15 protein-coding genes are annotated in these 16,424 nt (G+C 75.5%); 7 read left to right on the plus strand and 8 right to left on the minus strand.

Annotated elements, in window-relative coordinates; genetic code table 11:
* Positions 1–142: 142 nt before the first annotated feature.
* Positions 143–3,757 carry a TM0106 family RecB-like putative nuclease gene (locus tag IEV86_RS06915; RefSeq protein WP_052426228.1) on the minus strand — a complete coding sequence of 1,205 codons (3,615 nt, stop codon included), beginning with the start codon at positions 3,755–3,757 and terminating at the stop codon, positions 143–145.
* A gap of 49 nt (positions 3,758–3,806) precedes the next feature.
* Positions 3,807–4,613, minus strand: a complete 807-nt coding sequence (locus IEV86_RS06920) for a GNAT family N-acetyltransferase (RefSeq protein ID WP_052426227.1) — start codon at positions 4,611–4,613, stop codon at positions 3,807–3,809.
* 95 nt (positions 4,614–4,708) lie between these two features.
* On the opposite strand from IEV86_RS06920, the gene IEV86_RS06925 reads away from it, so the two are divergent.
* The gene (locus IEV86_RS06925) at positions 4,709–5,941 is read left to right on the plus strand and encodes an MFS transporter (RefSeq protein ID WP_043606848.1); all 1,233 of its coding nucleotides are present in this window, start codon (positions 4,709–4,711) and stop codon (positions 5,939–5,941) included.
* Between the two features lie 110 nt (positions 5,942–6,051).
* Here the strand turns inward: IEV86_RS06925 and IEV86_RS06930 are convergent, their stop codons facing one another.
* Both IEV86_RS06930 and IEV86_RS06935 read right to left on the minus strand, forming a co-directional pair.
* On the minus strand, positions 6,052–7,551 hold the full coding sequence (locus IEV86_RS06930; RefSeq protein WP_438501605.1) for an SPFH domain-containing protein: 1,500 nt from the start codon (positions 7,549–7,551) through the stop codon (positions 6,052–6,054).
* A gap of 31 nt (positions 7,552–7,582) precedes the next feature.
* Positions 7,583–8,050: an NfeD C-terminal domain-containing protein gene (locus IEV86_RS06935; RefSeq protein WP_043606846.1), complete on the minus strand. Its 468-nt coding sequence runs from the start codon at positions 8,048–8,050 to the stop codon at positions 7,583–7,585.
* Positions 8,051–8,244: 194 nt separating this feature from the next.
* Here IEV86_RS06935 and IEV86_RS06940 point away from each other — a divergent pair, with 194 nt between their 5' ends.
* Positions 8,245–9,090, plus strand: coding sequence for a MerR family transcriptional regulator (locus tag IEV86_RS06940; RefSeq protein ID WP_043606844.1), 846 nt, complete (start codon positions 8,245–8,247; stop codon positions 9,088–9,090).
* A gap of 2 nt (positions 9,091–9,092) precedes the next feature.
* Here the strand turns inward: IEV86_RS06940 and IEV86_RS06945 are convergent, their stop codons facing one another.
* Positions 9,093–10,652 (minus strand): glucose-6-phosphate dehydrogenase, encoded by a 1,560-nt coding sequence (locus IEV86_RS06945; RefSeq protein WP_081978741.1) that lies wholly within the window; start codon positions 10,650–10,652, stop codon positions 9,093–9,095.
* 208 nt (positions 10,653–10,860) lie between these two features.
* Here IEV86_RS06945 and IEV86_RS06950 point away from each other — a divergent pair, with 208 nt between their 5' ends.
* Positions 10,861–11,142: a hypothetical protein gene (locus IEV86_RS06950; RefSeq protein ID WP_152605656.1), complete on the plus strand. Its 282-nt coding sequence runs from the start codon at positions 10,861–10,863 to the stop codon at positions 11,140–11,142.
* A gap of 64 nt (positions 11,143–11,206) precedes the next feature.
* On the plus strand, positions 11,207–11,641 hold the full coding sequence (locus IEV86_RS06955) for a hypothetical protein (protein ID WP_152605655.1): 435 nt from the start codon (positions 11,207–11,209) through the stop codon (positions 11,639–11,641).
* A gap of 80 nt (positions 11,642–11,721) precedes the next feature.
* On the opposite strand, the gene IEV86_RS06960 is transcribed toward IEV86_RS06955, so the two are convergent.
* Together IEV86_RS06960 and IEV86_RS06965 are read right to left on the minus strand one after the other, a co-directional pair.
* Positions 11,722–12,777 carry a phosphotransferase enzyme family protein gene (locus IEV86_RS06960; RefSeq protein WP_161784051.1) on the minus strand — a complete coding sequence of 352 codons (1,056 nt, stop codon included), beginning with the start codon at positions 12,775–12,777 and terminating at the stop codon, positions 11,722–11,724.
* A gap of 57 nt (positions 12,778–12,834) precedes the next feature.
* Positions 12,835–14,001 carry a trans-sulfuration enzyme family protein gene (locus tag IEV86_RS06965; protein WP_043606838.1) on the minus strand — a complete coding sequence of 389 codons (1,167 nt, stop codon included), beginning with the start codon at positions 13,999–14,001 and terminating at the stop codon, positions 12,835–12,837.
* Positions 14,002–14,097: 96 nt separating this feature from the next.
* Between IEV86_RS06965 and IEV86_RS06970 the strand changes: the two genes are divergently transcribed.
* The 3 genes from IEV86_RS06970 (at position 14,098) to IEV86_RS06980 (ending at position 15,583) form a co-directional block, all read left to right on the plus strand.
* Entirely contained in the window at positions 14,098–14,592 is a 495-nt protein-coding gene (locus tag IEV86_RS06970; protein WP_043606836.1) for an Lrp/AsnC family transcriptional regulator, read from the plus strand.
* Positions 14,593–14,660: 68 nt separating this feature from the next.
* Complete coding sequence (locus IEV86_RS06975) at positions 14,661–15,404, plus strand: M50 family metallopeptidase (protein ID WP_043606835.1); 744 nt, start codon at positions 14,661–14,663, stop codon at positions 15,402–15,404.
* Positions 15,401–15,583, plus strand: coding sequence for a hypothetical protein (locus IEV86_RS06980; RefSeq protein WP_043606833.1), 183 nt, complete (start codon positions 15,401–15,403; stop codon positions 15,581–15,583). The genes IEV86_RS06975 and IEV86_RS06980 overlap by 4 nt, the downstream gene beginning before the upstream one ends.
* Positions 15,584–15,638: 55 nt before the next feature.
* Here IEV86_RS06980 and IEV86_RS06985 read toward each other — a convergent pair whose 3' ends face one another.
* The gene (locus IEV86_RS06985; protein WP_043606831.1) at positions 15,639–16,418 is read right to left on the minus strand and encodes an LLM class F420-dependent oxidoreductase; all 780 of its coding nucleotides are present in this window, start codon (positions 16,416–16,418) and stop codon (positions 15,639–15,641) included.
* Positions 16,419–16,424 lie beyond the last annotated feature (6 nt).

Here is a 16,424-nt window from a genome sequence, read left to right on the forward strand (position 1 = left end):
TCGCTCGGCGATCGACGGAGTCCGCACAGCGGGCAGGGAGACGGTGGGGATGCCGCGGGGACGCGCCAGGCGCGCGCGGGGGAACAGGCCATGCCCCCGGGTGGCCGGGCCAGGCCGCCGGGCGGCTCCGCCGGCGACGCCGTCAGGCCGAGGTCAGGGCTTCGTGCCTCGACCGCGCTGCGGGCTCGGACACGCGCTCGCAGACGCCGATGAACGCGCCGAGCTCCTCGAGCTGCGCTGGCCGGTGCGGGAGGTGGTCGGTGAGCGCGGCCGAGCGCACGACGACCGCCGCCCACTTGCCGCGTGAGACGGCGACGTTGAGCCGGTTGCGGCTGAGCAGGAACTCCATGCCGCGCGGGACGTCGTCGGCCGAGGACGCCGTCATGGACACCACGACGACGGGGGCCTGCTGACCCTGGAAACGGTCGACGGTGCCGACCTGTGCGGCACCGTGACCTGCAGCCTCGAGCGCACGCCGGATGGTCCACACCTGGGCGTTGTAGGGGGCGACGACGACGACGTCCGCGGCCGTCAGCGGTCGGTCCTCGCCGGCGGCCGGGTCGACCCAGCGACGGCCGACGAGCCGGTCGACCTGGGCGACGACCTCGTCGGCCTCCTCGGGTGACGCGACCGCGTTGCCCTCGTGGTCGAGGAGGACGCAGTGCACGCCCGGCTCGACGCCCTCGAGCCACCTGTCGGCGGTCAGCGGCATCGCGGTCAGGCGCCCGTCGTAGGAGAGCGTCGACACGACCCTGGTCAGCTCCGGGTGCATGCGCCAGGTCCGCGCGAGGAGGTACCCGAGCTCGGGTGGCATCGTGTCGTGGCCGTCGGTGAGCCAGCCGAGGGCCGACCGGTCGACGGGCTCGGGATGCCGGCCCTGGCTCACCTGCGGGAGCTGCTGCGGGTCCCCGAGCAGGAGGAGGTTCCTCGCCGCCGTCGACACCGCGACCGTGTTGGCGAGGGAGAACTGGCCGGCCTCGTCGACGACGACCACGTCGAACCCGCCCGGCGGCACGCGGCCCGGGTTGGTGAGGTCCCACATCGTGCCGCCGAGCACGTACCCGCCGGCCTGCGCCGCGTGGAACGCCGCGATCGCCGTGGTGTCCTTGAGCGACTGCCAGGGTCCGACGGTGACGTCGGGCCGCTTGCCCACGCACGCCGGGTCGACCCCTGCCTCGACGACCTTCGTGAGCAGGTTCTCGACGACGGCGTGCGACTGGGCGACGACGGCGACGCGCCACCCGCGCTCGACGAGGGCGCGGACGACGTGGGCGCCCGTGTGGCTCTTGCCCGTCCCGGGAGGTCCCTGGACCGCGACGTACGAGCCGTCGAGGTCGGTCAGGGCAGCGATGATCGTGTCGGTGTCGCCTGTCCCGTCACCCGGCAGCGCGCCAGCGCGGGTCCGCGGGGCGCGGCGCCGCAGCAGGTCGATCGCGGGGTGGTCGGGCAGTCCGGGGAGCCCGTCCGAGACCTGCTCCGCGAGCGTGCGGATCGCCGCGGCGATCCCGCGGGTGTCCGGCGGGACGGCGGGCGCGAGCGCCATGGGGACCGCGTCGTGCGGGGCGTCCTTCCCGCGCAGCCCGTCCTCGACGACGAGGACGTCGCGCACGGCAGCGCCGTCGCCTTCGGCGCGCACCTCGAGCACCGTGACCTTGGCCGTCCACCCGCGTCGGCCGTCGACCGAGACCTGGGCGCACTCCGGTACGGGAGGGTCGTACAGCGCGCACGCGGAGGACCCGGCGCGCAGGTCGGACCCGGGTTCGAGCCGGCCCACGAGCCGCAGGCGGCGCACGGTGGTGCGCTTGCCGTCGGGCACGTGCCAGCCCTCGAGCACCTCGACCTCGTCGGCGACGAACGTCCCCCGCTTCTCGCTCCAGTCCGGGGGCTCGTGCACGAGCCGGTCGTAGTGGCCCCACCAGAAGGGCTTGGTCTCTCGCCAGTGGTAGCCGAGCGCCGCGGCGAGCAGCGCGACGGCCTGCTGGTCCGCCGTCCGGCTGCCGTCCGGGGCGCGGAGGGCGGGGTCGTCGGCGAACGCGAGCAGCCGCTCGGCGAGGTCGTCGCGCTCGGGCGCATCCTCGGTGTCGGCCGTGTCGGCCGTGTCCCCGGCCGCAGCGGCGTCTGCGGACGTCGTCCCGGCCGCCGCCGATGCCGACCGGGCCGTCTCACGCAGCCAGTCGCGCAGCCGCAGCGTCGCGACGCAGTCGTACTCGTTGTACTCGGCGATCGCGCGGAGTCGGTCGCGCCAGCCGTCGAGGTCGCCGTCGTCGCGCAGTGCGCACGCGTCGGCGTACTCGGTGATCGAGGCGTCCGCGGTCGTGACGTCGCCGCTGCGGCTCGTGGACATGAACAGCGGCTCGAGCTTCTTCAGCGAGTACGAGCGCTGGCCCGTCCGCAGCGACGCCCGGACGGTCGCGTACAGGTCGACCAGGACGCCCGCGCGCAGGAGCCGGTCGACGACGTCCTCACCGACCCCGTGCCGGCCCGCGAGACGCAGGAGCGCCGTCTTCTCGTAGGCCGCGTAGTGGTAGACGTGCATGCCGGGGTGCTGCTCGAGGCGGTCGGTGAGGTACGCGAGGAAGTCCTCGAGCGCCTTCTTCTCCTCCGCGCGGTCGTGCGCCCAGAAGGCCCGGAACACGGGCTCGCCGCCGGTTCGGGTCGGGTGCTCGACGACGCCGAACAGGTACTCGAGGCCCCAGTCGGCGCCGTCGTCCGTCCACAGGGGGTCGCCCTCGAAGTCGAAGAAGATGTCGCCCGGGTCGGGTGCTGGGAGGGCGTGGACCACCTCGGGCGCGAACATGTCGACGACCGGACCGTCCACCTCCGACGGGGCGCCGACCGGTGGGTCCTGCCGCACCTGGAGCCGCGCCTGCGCGCGCAGCCCCTCGAGCGTGCCCGAACCGATGCCGTCGACCGCCCCCGCGCTCGCGGCGAGCTCGTCGAGCGTCGTGATCCCGACGTCACGCAGCCGTGCGCGCTGGGTGGACCGCATGCCCGCCACGAGCAGCACGTCCCGCGTCCGCTCGACCTCCGGCGCGCACACCGCGCACCGCCCGCAGGCGCGGTACCGATGGTCGCCCCACGCGACCGGGTCGGGCTGCGCCTGGTGCTCGTCGAGCACGTGCTCCAGGCGAGCGCGGCGCAGCCGGTAGACCGGGAGCAGGTCGGCGAGGCGGTGGCTCGTCGTCGTGCGGTCGCCCAGCACGAGGTGCACCTCGGGGGCGACGGCGACGTCGTCGGCGAGCAGCTGGTCCGCGTACGCGGCGAGCTGGAGCAGCGCCGTGACCTTGGCGTGCCGCGCGAGCTTGGTGTCGTGCACCGCGTACACGGGCGCGGCGGTCTCGAGCGCGCGCTCACGGACGAGGAAGTCCGCCCAGCCCCCGAAGCGCCCGTCGAAGAAGCCCGCCTGGAACACGACGTCGGCGCCCGTGCGGAGTGCGTGGAGCGTCTCGGCGTGCTTCGCCGCCAGCGTCGCGCGGTCCCGCGCCAGCGCGCGCCCGGGCCGCTCGACCTGCGCGACGCCCGTCCCTGCGGACGGGTCCCACGGGCCGAAGCGCTCGACCAGCTCGGCGAGAACACGCGCCTCGTGGACGTCGCCGAGCCGTGCGGCGCGCTCGAGCATCGCGTCCTGCGGGAGGACGAGGTCCTCGCCCCGACCGAGCTTCGCGTCGAGCCCGCGCAGCAGCGCGTACTCGCAGGACGAGGCCGTGGCCAGGTCCGTCGCGGAGTAGACGATCGTCGCGTCGTCGAGCAGGAGCATGGTTCGAGGCTAGGGGCGACCTCTGACACCGCGGCCGCCGACCGGCGGGTCAGGACGCCGACGGGCCCTCGGGCGCGGCGCGGATGTCGAGGCCACCCACCTCGCTGAAGCCCAGCCGTGCGTACACGCGCGCCGCGCGCTCGTCGTCGGGCTGGAGGTGCGCGAGCTCGGCACCCGCCTCGACGGACTCGGCGACGAGCCAGGACGACAGCGCGGCGGCGACGCCCCGACCGCGCGCCCGAGGGACCACGCCGACGCCCGCGAGCAGCACGGCCGGGCCGGCCGCGCCGTCCGAGCGCACCGTGTAGGCGGTGCCGACGGGCTCGCCGCCGAGGAGCGCGAGGCCGACGGTCACGTGCGTCGCCGCGAGCTGCGGACCGATCCAGGCGCGCGCGGCGGCGACGTCCCCGCCGAACGCCTCGACGTCCACGGCGGCGACCGTCCCCAGGTCCTCGGGATCCGCCGCGCGGAGCACGAGACCGTCCGGTGCGGCAGCCGGCAGCAGCTCGTCCGGGCGGGCCCCCATGAGCCGCTGCCGGACGACGAGCGGCCCGTGCGGCCACGGGGTCCCGGCCGGCAGCCGCCACGCCCACGGCAGGCCGCGCGCGGCGAACCAGGCGCCGACGGCGTCGACGTCGACCAGGGTCGGGTCGCTCACGTCCGCGCCGTTGTACTGCGGGAACGGCAGCCCCGACGACACCAGGGTCGCGCCGGGCAGGTCGAGCACCGCACCGTCGGGCCGGCACAGCGCGAGCTCCCGCCACGCGTCGGCGTGGGCGCGCTGAACCCACCGGGTGAGCGGTCGCTCCGCACCCGGACCGCTCCGTCCGTCGTCGGCCACGTCCACGTCGTCCACGGGACGCATCCTCGGTGCGCGCGCCGTCGGAGCGCCACCCGATTGCCGCGCCGTCACCCGCACCGGCACCCGCCCGTGTGCCAGGCTCGACCGCCGTGACCCCTGCACCACCGCCGACGGCGGGCGCGCCCACCCACGACGCGCGCACGGCACGGCGCGACCTCGCGATCCTGCTCACGGGGACGGGCGTCTCGACCGTCGGCGGCTCGCTGTCGCTGCTCGCCGTGATGGTCCACCTCGAGCCGTCGGGGGCGGCGTGGGTCGCGGCGGCGCTCGGCGCGGAGCTCGTGCCGATCGCTCTCCTCGCACCCGTCGTCGGGCGCCTCGTCGACCGCGTGTCCAACCGTCCCCTGCTCGTCGCCGCGACGCTGCTGCAGGGTGTCGCCGTGCTGCTGGCCGCGGTGGTCGGGCTCGGCCCCGGGCGCGAGGGCGTCGTCGTCGGCGCCCTCGTGCTGCTCGGCGTCGGGACCGCGCTCAGCAACCCGGTGATCGCGGCCCTCCTCCCGCGCGTCACGGGGGAGGAGCGGGCGACGCGTGCGTACGGCTGGTTCTCGATGATCAGCCAGACGGGCTTCCTCGTGGGCTTCGCCGTCGCGGGGCTGCTCGTCGAGGCGACCTCGGTGCGCACCGCGCTGCTCGTCGATGCCGCGTCCTACGGCGTGCTCGCGGTGGCCGTGCTCGCGGTCCGCACGCACCGCCGCCCCGAGCGGGCCGCGGGTGCCGACGACGGCGGGCTGTGGCTGGGCTTCGCGCGACTGCGGACCGACCGCGTGCTGCTGCTCGGCGTCGGCGGGCTCGCGGCGGCGACCCTCGTCAGCGTCGTCGTCAACGTGGCCGACGTCTTCTACGTGCTCGGTGACGTCGGCGCCGGGCCCGGTGCGTACGGCGTCGTCACCGCGCTCTGGCCCGCGGCGGGTGTGCTGGGCGGGTGGGCCGCGGGGCGCCTCGTCGGCCAGCAGGCGCTCTTCCGGGCGCTGGCCGGCGCGGTCGTGCTCATGGGCGTCGGCCTGCTCGTGACCGGCTCGGTCGTCTCGATCGTCGCCGTCGGCATCGGGTGGGTGCTCGGCGGCGCGGCCAACGCGGCGCAGCGGGTCGCGCTCAACGCGCTCGTGCGGGCCCGGACCGCCGACGCCGAGCGCGGCCGGGTCTTCGCCGCCGTGAGCGGCGGCCTCCAGGTCGCGAACCTCGTCGGGCTCGCCATCGGCGCGGGTGTGGTCGCCGCGATCGGCGCGCGCGCGAGCCTGCTCGTCTCGGGGGCGGTGACGGTCGCGGTCGGCGCGGCGCTGCTCGTCGCGGGTCGTGCGCGGGTGGTCGACCCGGCGTCCTGACCGGGCCGGCGGCACGGGCACCGGCGGACCGCCCGACGTCCTGACGGGTCTCACGACGCACGGGCGCCGCCGACCCCAGCGGGGGCCGACGGCGTCCGGGTGCGTTCGGGTCAGGCGCTCGGCACGCGCCCGTCCGACGTCGGGCTCGACGTGGTGGACCCGGTCGACCCTGCGACCGTCCCGGCGATGCCGCCGATGAGCTGCGTCAGGTCGAGCCCGGTGAGCTGCTTGATGACCTGCTGCCCCTCGCCGAGCACCGACGCGACGTTCTTCGTGAGCGACGACGCGCCGTCGGTCGAGACGACCGTCATCTGGCCGACCGACGCGATCGGCTCGGCGGCGGCCCGGACGATCTCGGGCAGGCGCGAGATGACCTCCTGCGCGAGGGCGGCCTGGCCGTACTTCTTGAGCGCCTCGGCCTTGGCGTCGGTCGCGGCGGCCTCGGCGCGGCCCTCGGCCTCGGTCGCGGCGGCGCGCGCCTCACCCTCGGCCCGGATACCGGCGGCGAGGGCGACCTGGCGGTCGCGCTCGGCCTCACCGGCGCGGCGGACGGCCTCGGCGGCCGCCTCGGCGTCCTGGATCGCGGCGGTCTTGTTGGCCGTCGCGATCGTGGTCCGCTTGAACGCGTCGGCCTCGGTCGCGGCGTTCGTCGCGTCACGCTCGGCGTTGGCCTTCTGGACGGCGGCGTACGCCTGGGCCTCGGCGGGCTTGCGGACGTCGATGTCGAGCTGCTCCTCGGTCACGCGCGCCTGCTCGGCGAGCGCCTCGCGCTGGAGCGCCGCGACCAGCTTGTCCTGCTCGGCGCGCGCGAGCTGGCCCGACGCCTCGGCCTCGGCGTTGGCGCGGTCCGTCTCGGCCTTGATGAGCGCCTTGCGCAGGTCGAGGGCCTTCTGGCGCTCGGCGATCTGCTCGGCCGCCTCGATGACGGCGAACTCGGCGGCGCGGCGCGCCTCGGCCTCGGAGACCTCGGCGACCTGGCGGGCGCGCGCGTTCTCGGCGCGGCCGAGGTTCGCGAGGTAGTCCGACCCGGGCGTGGAGATGTCGGAGATGTTGAGCAGGTCCACCTGGAGGCCCTGCTCGGCGAGGTCGGCCTTGGTGGACTCGACGACGCGGTCCGACAGGCCCTTCCGGTCGCTGATGATCTGCTCGATCGTCATGTCGCCGACGATCGACCGCAGCGAGCCCTCGAGCGACTCCTTGATGATCTCGGTCAGCGTGCCCTGCTGGGACAGGAAGCGCTGCGCGGCGCGGCGCACGCCCTCCTCGTCGCCCCGGACTTTGAAGTTGATCGACGCCTTGATCGCGATCTTGATGCGGTTCTTGTCGACGCCCTCGACGGTGATGCCGATCTGGCGCTGCTCGAGCGAGATCGGGAAGCCCTGCTGGAGGATCGGCCACACGAAGACGCGGCCGCCGACGACGACGCGCTGACCGGTCTCCCCGGCGGCGGCCCTGCCGGCACCGCGGCCGACGATGATGAGGGCCTCGTTCGGCGGGACGCGCCGGATCCGGTTGGCGACGAACCCGACGATCGCGAGCAGCGCGATGACGAGGGCGACGATCGAGAGGGTCACGATCGTCTGGGAGGCGAGCTGGTCCACGTTGGGCACGCCGACCCCTTTCTGGTGGTGGTGGAGGAGGTCAGGCGTCGGCCGGGGCGACCTTGACCCGGCTGCCGGACTGCTGGAGGACGACGACGCGCGTCCCGGCGGCGATCGGCTGGTCGGACCACGCGAGGCGGCGCTCGAGCTCGGTCGGGTCGTCGAGGCTGACCTCGCCCGACCCGCCGGGCATGATCGTCGAGGTCACGACGCCCTGGACACCCGTGAGGTCGCGCGGCTTGCCGTCCTCGGTCGCGCGCAGGCCCGCGATGATCCGCCCCACGCCCACGACGACGAGCACCGCGAAGACGGCGGACGCGGCGTACGCGACGCCGACCGGCTGGCCGAGCGCGGTGGTGATCGCGCCGATCGCACCGAAGCCGACCGCGCCGGCACCGAGCGACGTGCCGGAGACCGCACCGTCACCGAGCTCGACGGCGTCGCCCAGCACGAGCGACCCGAGCAGGACCACGAGGCCGGCGGCGCCGATGATGACGAAGGTGAGCATGCGGTCCCCCTGCTGACGACGATGATCGCCCTGGGAGCCTACCGACGTGCGCGTGCCCGGTTCGGGGCTTTCCACCGGACTCACCCGAACGGCCCGCCCGGGGTACGGCTCGTCCGTCCGGCGTCCGCCGCGTGCCGGCCGCGCGGATCCGGGCACCTTGCCCCTGACACGGTGGCAGGGTCTGTGCTGTGGGTATGCCTTCCTCCGGCGCGCGACTGCTGACCATCGGCGAGTTCTCGCGGCTGTCCCGGATCAGCGTCCGGATGCTGCGTCACTACGACGAGCACGGCGTCCTGCACCCGACCCAGACGGACCCGTGGACCGGGTACCGCCGCTACTCCGTGGACCTGCTGCGGACGGCGGCCCGGGTCGTCGAGCTCCGCGACGTCGGGCTCCCGGTCGCCGAGCTCGCGCGGTGCGCCGCGGCCCTCGACGACCGCGCGCTCCTCGCCGCGGTGCTCAAGGGTCGCCGCGGCGACCTCGAGACCGAGGCCGACGCCGTCGCCGCCCGGCTCCGGAAGGTGGACCACCTCATCGCCCAGCTGGAGGAACCCATGTCCACGACCACCCCGCCCGTCGAGGTCGCCCTGCGCACGTTCGCGCCCCGCACCGTCGCCTCGCTGCGCGACGTCATCCCCGAGTACCGCGCCGAGGGGCAGCTCTGGGGCCGGCTCATGGCCGCGCTGCCCGGCGTGGGCGCCGTGCCCGCCCCGGACGGCGTCTCCGCCGCCGTCTTCCACGACGCCGACGTCGTCGAGCACGACGCCGACGTGGAGGTCCGGCTCGACGTCGTCGCGCCGTTCGAGGGCTCCGACGACGTCCGCTGCGTCGAGCTCCCTGGGACGACCGTCGCGTGCGGCCGCCTGCACGGCCCGTACGAGGGCATGCCGGCCGCCGCCGAGGCCATCGGGCGCTGGGTCGCCGAGAACGGCTACCGCGTCGACGGTCCGATGTTCGACGTGTACGTCGTCGGCCCCATGGAGGCACCCGACCCCGCGGCGTGGGTCACCGACGTCTGCGTGCCGGTCGCGCGCGGCTGACGTCAGCCGCGGACGACCCACCCGTGGGGCTCGGCGAGGCGGTCCGCCTCGGCCGGGCCCCAGGACCCGGGTGCGTAGGGCAGCGGGTCGGGACGCGCGTCGCCGAGCATCGGCGCGAACGCGCGCCACGCTTCCTCGAGGCCCTCGGGCGTCGTGAAGAGCGTCCGGTCGCCGACCAGCACGTCGTGCACGAGGGACGCGTAGGGCGACAGCGGCTCGGCGCCCTCGACGTCGGACAGGTCCAGCCGCGCGGTGCCCGGGACGAGGTCGAGCTCGGGCCCGGGCTTCTTGATGCTCGTCGTGACCTCGATCGCGCCGTCGCCCTTGAGCGACAGGCTGATGAGCCCCGCCTCGACCTTGTCGCCGAACAGCCGGACGGGGTCGCGGCGCAGCACGAGCGTCACGCGCTGCGCCGACGCGGCCATCCTCTTCCCGGTGCGCAGCAGGAACGGCACGCCGCGCCAGCGGTCGTTGTCGACCCACAGGCGTGCCGCGATGAACGTGTCGGTCGTCGAGGCGTCGTCGACTCCCTCGATGTCGCGGTACCCCTCGAACTGGCCGAGCACGACGTCGTCGGCGGGGTCCAGCGGCCGGAAGCACGCGATCGCCGCCTCGCGCGCCGCGACGAGGTTGTCGATGCTCATGCCCTTCGGCGGTTCCATCGCGACCTGCGCGGCGACCTGGAACAGGTGGCTCACGACCATGTCGAGCGCGGCCCCGGTCGCGTCGTAGAACTCGGCGCGCTGCGCGACGTCGAGCGTCTCAGGCACGTCGATCTGCACCTGCTCGACGTGGTCGCGGCACCACACGCTCTCGAAGAGCTCGTTCGCGAAGCGCAGGACGTGCAGGTTCTGCGTCGCCTCCTTGCCGAGGAAGTGGTCGATCCGGAAGACCTGCCGCTCCTCGAGCGCGTCGTGCACCACGGCGTCGAGGCGGTGGAACGAATCCGGGTCGGTGCCGTAGGGCTTCTCGTAGACGACGCGCACCGTCTCAGCGCGCCCGTCCGGCCCGCGCGTCAGGCCGTGCCGGCCGAGGTTGCGCGTGAGCGGCTCGAACGCCGCGGGCGGGATCGCGAGGTAGTGCACGACGACGACGTCGTCGCGGTCGCAGCCCGCCGCGTCGGCGAGCACGCCGCGGACGCGCTCGAGCGCCGCCGGCAGGGTGCCCGGGTCGTCGTCGCCGACCTCGCTGCAGAACACGCTGTGCCGCGTGAGGGCCTCGGGGTCGTCGCCCTCGTGGCCGAACTCCTCGAGCGACGCGGCCACGTGCGCGCGGAACTCGTCGTCGGCCATGTCCTCGCGGCCCGTCCCCAGCAGCGCCCAGTGCTGCGGCAGCAGACGGCGACGCTGGAGCGTCGCGAGCGCCGGGTAGACGGAGCGCCGCGAGAGGTCGCCCCGCGCACCGTGCAGCACCAGGACGAGCGGTGCGCCGGGTGCCTCGTCCGCGGCGGGTGCGCGGTCGGTCAGCTCGCCGGGCGACGGGTCCGTGAGCTGGTCGTCGGCGCCGGTGGTGCCCTCGGGCGTGCCCTGCCGGGCGTCGTCGTCGGTCCTCGTGCTGCTCATGGGCTGCCTCACTGGTCGGTCGGCGGTCGGCACGACGCTATGCCGGGGCTCCGACGCGCGCGCGTCGTGATTCACCTCCGGGAGCACTTGTCCCCGCCGGGCGGGTGCCGATCTGGACGGTGAGGGCGGCGCGGTGCCGTCCGGTCGGGGCCGGCCTGTGCCGACGGCCGCCGACGACTGGCGACGGCTGACGACGGCGAGGTGTGTGATGACGACTCTCGATGCGGGTCCTGCTCACGAGCGTGCGACGTCGGTCGTGCTCCACGGGCTGCACCCCCTGGACGGGCACGAGGTGACGTGGAAGGTCACGCCCCTCCCGCAGGACCGACGGGGCCACGTGACGTTCCTCGTGCAGCGCGCCGAGGGCCACGTCGACGGCGAGCAGGCGTGGTCGTGCACCGACAAGGAGACGTTCGTGCTGAGCGGCGAGGGCGTGCGCGAGCTCGTCCGGCGCGTGTCGAGCACGTCCCGCATCGGCTCGTCGCGCTGACCCCGCTAGCGTGCGGGCACCCGGGCCGACGACGGTCCGGCTCCCGTGCACCTCGGAGGTCCGCATGAGCCGCAGGTCGCGCCTGGCGCTGTGGATGGTGGGCGTCCTGGTCGCGGCGGGCGTCGCGGGCGTCGTCGTCGGCCTCGGGGTCGGGGCCCTCTACGCCGCGCAGGCGCCCGAGCACGAGACGTGGGCCGACCTCGCCGCCGTGATCATGGGCCTCCTGGCCGGCGGGGCGGTCGCGCTGCTCGTGTGGTCCGTCGGGACGGTCCTCGTGGTGCGGCGGTTCGTCGCACCCGGACGGCGGCTCGCGGTGCTCGGCTGGTCGGCGCTCGCCGTCGTCGTCACGGCGGCCGTGGGCGCGGCCCTGCGGCTCGTGGACGGGGGTGCGCTCGCGGCCTCGGACGCGACCTGGGCGGCGATCGCGGGTGCGACGACCGCAGCCGTCCTCGCGCCGCCGGTCGTGCTCGCGATCCGCGAGGCGCGGCAGCCGGACTGAGGGCCCCGCGCGCCGACGACGGCGGGACGCCGCCGCTCACCGGCGCGTCGGTCAGCGGTCCGCCGATCGCCGCTCGCCGCTCAGCGGTCCGCGGCGGCTGCGCCCGACCGCTCGACGTAGGGCCGCAGGGCCCTCGCGTGCAGGTCGAGGTGCTCGGCGAGCCCGGGGTTGCGCAGCACGAGGCCGAGGTTCGCGAGCTGCACGCTGCGGGCCGCCGCGAGGTGCGGCGCGACGTCGGGCGTGAGGGGCCACGGGCGGACCGCCTCGTACCCGGCGCGGAAGGCCGCGCAGCGCTCACCGCCGTCGGCCGCGTCGTCGCGCGCGAGCCGGACGAGCGTGATGGCGACGTCCTGCTCGGGGTGTCCCCGGAGCGCGTCCTGGAAGTCGATCGGGACGAGCCGGTCGCCCGAGCGCACGACGTTCGCGGGCGTGAGGTCGCCGTGCAGGAGGCGGGGCGGCTCGGGCGCCGAGGACCACAGGTCGTCCAGCGCCCGTTGCGCCGAGGCCCGGGCGGCGAGCAGCAGGGGTGCGTGGTCGCCGGCCTCGCCGAGGCGGTCCGGCACGTGGAACGTCAGGACGCGCCGACCGTCCAGCACGCCCGACGGCGGACCGGGTGCCGTGGGGGCGGCGTCGTGGAGCGTGGCGGAGAGCCGCCCCAGGTCGGCGGCGTCGCCGGGCGTCGCCGGGCGCGGGACCTCCGAGCCGGGAACCCAGTCCAGGAGCATGCAGGTGACGCGCCCGTGGGGACCGTCGACCGTCGTCGAGGCCGCGCCGTCGATCGTCGGGTGCACGCGGGGAACGGCCGCGCCCGCCGCGGCGAGGTGGTCGAGCAGGGTGCGCTCGGCCTCGTCGCTGCCCGGGGCGTGCACGCCGACCCGGGGTGCGACCCGCAGCGCGAGGTGGCGGTGGCCGACCTCGACGTGGACCACGGTGTTGTACGACCGGCGCACGCCGACGACGTCCGCCCCGCGCAGGCCCCAGCGCGCCAGGGCTGCGGCGACCAGGTGCGGGAGGTCCGCGTCGCGGGGGCACTGGGTCCGCGTGGCTCCGCCTCCGGAGGTCGTGGGGGCCGGTTGCGACGGCTCCGGAGGCGTGGGGCCCGGGTGCGACGGCTCCGGAGGCGCGGGGGTGGTCACGACGAGCAAGGCTAGGTCGCCGGGCGACGCCCCCTCCGCGCCGGTGCGCTCAGGCGGTCAGGCCGCGAGCGCCTGAGCGAGGTCCGCCTGGAGGTCCTCGACGTCCTCGAGCCCGACCGACAGCCGCAGGACGTCCGCGCCGGGCCTGGCCTCGGGCGGCACCGGGCGGTGCGTGAGCGCGGCCGGGTGCTGGACGAGAGAGTCGACGCCGCCGAGAGACACCGCGTGCGTGAACAGCCGGACCCGCTCGACCGCGCGGGCCGCCTGCTCGAAGCCACCCGTGAGGCGGATCGCGAGCATCGCGCCCGGGCCGCGCATCTGCCGGCCGACGAGGCCGAGCGGGTCGCCGTCCGCCGTCCCCGGGTAGTGCACGTGCCGGACCGCGGGGAGCTCCGCGAGCCAGCCTGCGAGCTTCTCGGCCGACCCCTGCTGCGCCCGGACCCGCACGGGCAGCGTCGGCAGACCGCGGTGCAGGAGGTAGCCCGCGAGCGGGTGCAGGATCCCGCCCGTCACGGCACGCACGCGCCGCAGCGCGGCGGCCCACTCCTCGTCGGTGGCCACCACGCCACCGACGGCGTCGCCGTGCCCGCCGAGGTACTTCGTCGCGCTGTGCAGGACGAGCGTCGCGCCCTGGTCCGCGGGGTTCTGCAGCACGGGCGTGGCGAACGTGTTGTCGACGACGACGGGTCGCCCCTGGGCCGCGGCGACCACCCCCGCGACGTCGACCAGCTCGAGCGTCGGGTTGGCCGGCGTCTCGAGGACGACGAGGCACGTGTCCGGGCGGACCGCCGCCGCGACGCCGTCCGGCGCCACGAACGTCGTCTCGACGCCGAGCAGCGGTGACGCGAGCAGGTGGTCGGTGCCGCCGTAGAGCGGGCGGACCGCGACCACGTGCGCGCCGACGCCGCGCGAGCGCGCCGCGAGGACCGTGGCCGTGACGGCCGCCATGCCCGAGGAGAACGCGACCGCCTCGGCGGTGTGCTCGAGCGCCGCGAGCGCCTCCTCGAACCGCGCCACGGTCGGGTTCCACAGGCGCGAGTAGACGTGGCCGCCGTCGGTCGGGTGGCCGCCGAGAGCCATCGCCTCGTAGGACGCGCCGCCGCTGTCGATCCCGGGCAGGGGGTTGGTCGAAGAGAGGTCCAGGGGCAGCGCGTGCACGCCCAGCGCCGTCAGGTCGGCGCGGCCGGCGTGGACCGCCACGGAGTCGGGTGACAGCGGTGTCATGGGCTGATGCTGGCCGGATCCGCGGCGGACGGGAAGATGCGCCGAAGGTCCGGTCGCGTCAAGCGGGCCGTGCCGCAGATGCTGCATCCTGGGCGCATGGACGTCCCTCGCCCGCCGAAGAACGTGCGCCCGTCGCTCGACGCCGTCGACCTCGGGATCCTCGCCGAGCTCGTCGCGAACGGGCGGCTCACCAACGCCGCGCTCGCGGCCCGCGTCGGCGTGGCGGAGTCGACGTGCCTGCAGCGCGTGCGGTCGCTGCGCGACGCGGGCGTGATCGCGCGCTTCACGGCCGAGATCGACCCGGCGGCGCTCGGCCTCGGCCTCCAGGCGGTGATCAAGGTGCGGCTCGGCACCCACAGCCGCGACGTCGTGCACGCGTTCCGGTCCGTGCTCGCCGCGCTGCCCGGCGCGCTGACGATCTTCCACGTCGGGGGCGAGGACGACTACCTCGTGCACGTCGCCGTCGGGTCCGCCGCCGCGCTGCGCGACCTCGTGCTCGACCACCTCAACGTCCACCCGGCGGTGCGGCACACCGAGACGCAGCTCGTCTTCGAGGTCATCCCGGGCGCCGGGGTGCTGCCGACGGCGTGAGGACCGGTTCCCTCGGGCATGCTGGGGCGCGCGCGGCCGACGACGGCGCCGAGGGACGTGGAGGTGCGGTGGACGAGGTCCGTGCGTGGTTCGGCGAGGCGTGGCGCACCGCGACGACCCCGCAGCCCGTGCCCGACGACGTCGTCGTCCTCGGTGCGGCCGCGCTCGTCGTCGTCGTGCTGCTCGTGCCGGGGCTGTGGCGCGTCGCGCGGAACGTCCTGACGATCGTGCACGAGGCCGGTCACGCACTCGTCGCGGTGCTCACGGGGCGCCGGCTGCAGGGCATCCGGCTGCACTCGGACACGTCGGGCCTCACGGTGTCGGTCGGCCGGCCGCGCGGGCCGGGGATGGTCGCGACCGCGTTCGCCGGCTACCCCGCTCCCGCGGTGCTGGGCCTGGGTGCGTCGTGGCTGCTCGGGCGCGGGTACGCCGTCGGCGTGCTGTGGGTGCTGCTCGTCGCGCTCGCGCTGCTGCTGGTGCAGATCCGGAACCTCTACGGGCTGTGGGCGGTGCTCGTCAGCGGCGTGCTGCTGTGGGGTGTCACGACGTGGGCGCCGGCCGCGTGGCAGGTCGCCGTCGCGTACGTCGTGACGTGGTTCCTGCTGCTCGGAGCGCCGCGTGCCGTCGTCGAGCTGCAGGTGTCGAGGTCGCGCGAGCGGCGGCGCGGTGTGCGCCGCGGCGCGTCCGACGCCGACGTGCTCGCCGGGCTGACGCGCGTCCCTGGCCTGGTGTGGGTGGGGGTGTTCCTCCTCGTGTGCGTCGCGGCCGCGGTGGTCGGGGGCGCGTGGATCGTCGGGCTCCCGCTGCGATGAGCGCGGCCGGCGCCGTCGCGCTGTGGGTCGCCGCCGTGGCGGCCCTCGTCGGCCTGTCGTGGTGGTTGCCGAGACCGCACGACGGGATCGGGCACGCCGCGGTGCGCAACCGTGCCCTGCTCGTGGTCGCCGGGGCGCTGGTGGCGATCGTCGCCGGTGCGCTCCTCATGCCGCGCTGAGGTCGGGACGTCCGACGACGCAGGGCGGCCGCTTCGGCAGCCGCCCCCGCCGGCGTCAGCCCTCGGTGCGCTCGTCGCGCCAGCGGACCCAGTGCTCGACGAGCGAGAGGTCGGAGTCGGGCCCGCCGATGCCGATCGTGAAGAGCGTCGCCCCGGCGTCGACCAGGGCGTCCGCGACGTCGGCTGGCGGTGCGTTGACGCCGACCGAGCGCTCGACGGCGGAGGCGTCGCGGCCGACGGCCTCGCCGTGCTCGTCGAGGATCGCGCTCTTGCGGCGCAGCGTCTCGACGTCGCCGAAGCTGTGCCAGATGTCGGCGTGCTCGGCGACGACGCGCAGCGTCTTGCGCTCGCCGCCGCCGCCGATCATCACGGGGATGTCGCGCGTCGGCGCCGGGTTGCCCGCGGCGAGCCGGGCCGTGATGCGCGGCATCGCGGCGGCGAGGTCGGCGATGCGCGAGCCGGCGGTGCCGAACTCGTACCCGAACTGGTCGTAGTCCTTCTCGAACCAGCCCGCGCCGATGCCGAGGATCAGCCGCCCGCCGGACATGTGGTCGACGGTCCGCGCCATGTCCGCGAGCAGCTCGGGGTTGCGGTACGAGTTGCACGTCACGAGCGCGCCGATCTCGACGCGGCTCGTCTGCTCGGCCCACGCGCCGAGCATCGTCCAGCACTCGAAGTGCTTGCCGTCGGGGTCGCCGTACAGCGGGAAGAAGTGGTCCCAGTTGAAGACGACGTCGACGCCCGCGTCCTCGGCGCGGCGCACGGCGTCGCGGATCTGGGCGTACTCGGCGTGCTGGGGCTGGATCTGGACACCGATCCGGATGGGGTGCGTCATCCGGCG

Origin of the sequence: Cellulomonas carbonis, assembly GCF_014636275.1 — a bacterium.
Lineage (GTDB): Bacteria > Actinomycetota > Actinomycetes > Actinomycetales > Cellulomonadaceae > Actinotalea > Actinotalea carbonis.

Bases quoted from the DNA above. Each gene is read 5' to 3' on its own strand.
- IEV86_RS06915 (WP_052426228.1), bottom strand. From the start codon at position 3,757: ATGCTCCTGCTCGACGACGCGACGATCGTCTACTCCGCGACGGACCTG.
- IEV86_RS06935 (WP_043606846.1), bottom strand. From the start codon at position 8,050: ATGCTCACCTTCGTCATCATCGGCGCCGCCGGCCTCGTGGTCCTGCTC.
- IEV86_RS06940 (WP_043606844.1), top strand. From the start codon at position 8,245: ATGCCTTCCTCCGGCGCGCGACTGCTGACCATCGGCGAGTTCTCGCGG.
- IEV86_RS06945 (WP_081978741.1), bottom strand. From the start codon at position 10,652: ATGAGCAGCACGAGGACCGACGACGACGCCCGGCAGGGCACGCCCGAG.
- IEV86_RS06950 (WP_152605656.1), top strand. From the start codon at position 10,861: ATGACGACTCTCGATGCGGGTCCTGCTCACGAGCGTGCGACGTCGGTC.
- IEV86_RS06955 (WP_152605655.1), top strand. From the start codon at position 11,207: ATGAGCCGCAGGTCGCGCCTGGCGCTGTGGATGGTGGGCGTCCTGGTC.
- IEV86_RS06965 (WP_043606838.1), bottom strand. From the start codon at position 14,001: ATGACACCGCTGTCACCCGACTCCGTGGCGGTCCACGCCGGCCGCGCC.
- IEV86_RS06970 (WP_043606836.1), top strand. From the start codon at position 14,098: ATGGACGTCCCTCGCCCGCCGAAGAACGTGCGCCCGTCGCTCGACGCC.
- IEV86_RS06980 (WP_043606833.1), top strand. From the start codon at position 15,401: ATGAGCGCGGCCGGCGCCGTCGCGCTGTGGGTCGCCGCCGTGGCGGCC.
- IEV86_RS06985 (WP_043606831.1), bottom strand. From the start codon at position 16,418: ATGACGCACCCCATCCGGATCGGTGTCCAGATCCAGCCCCAGCACGCC.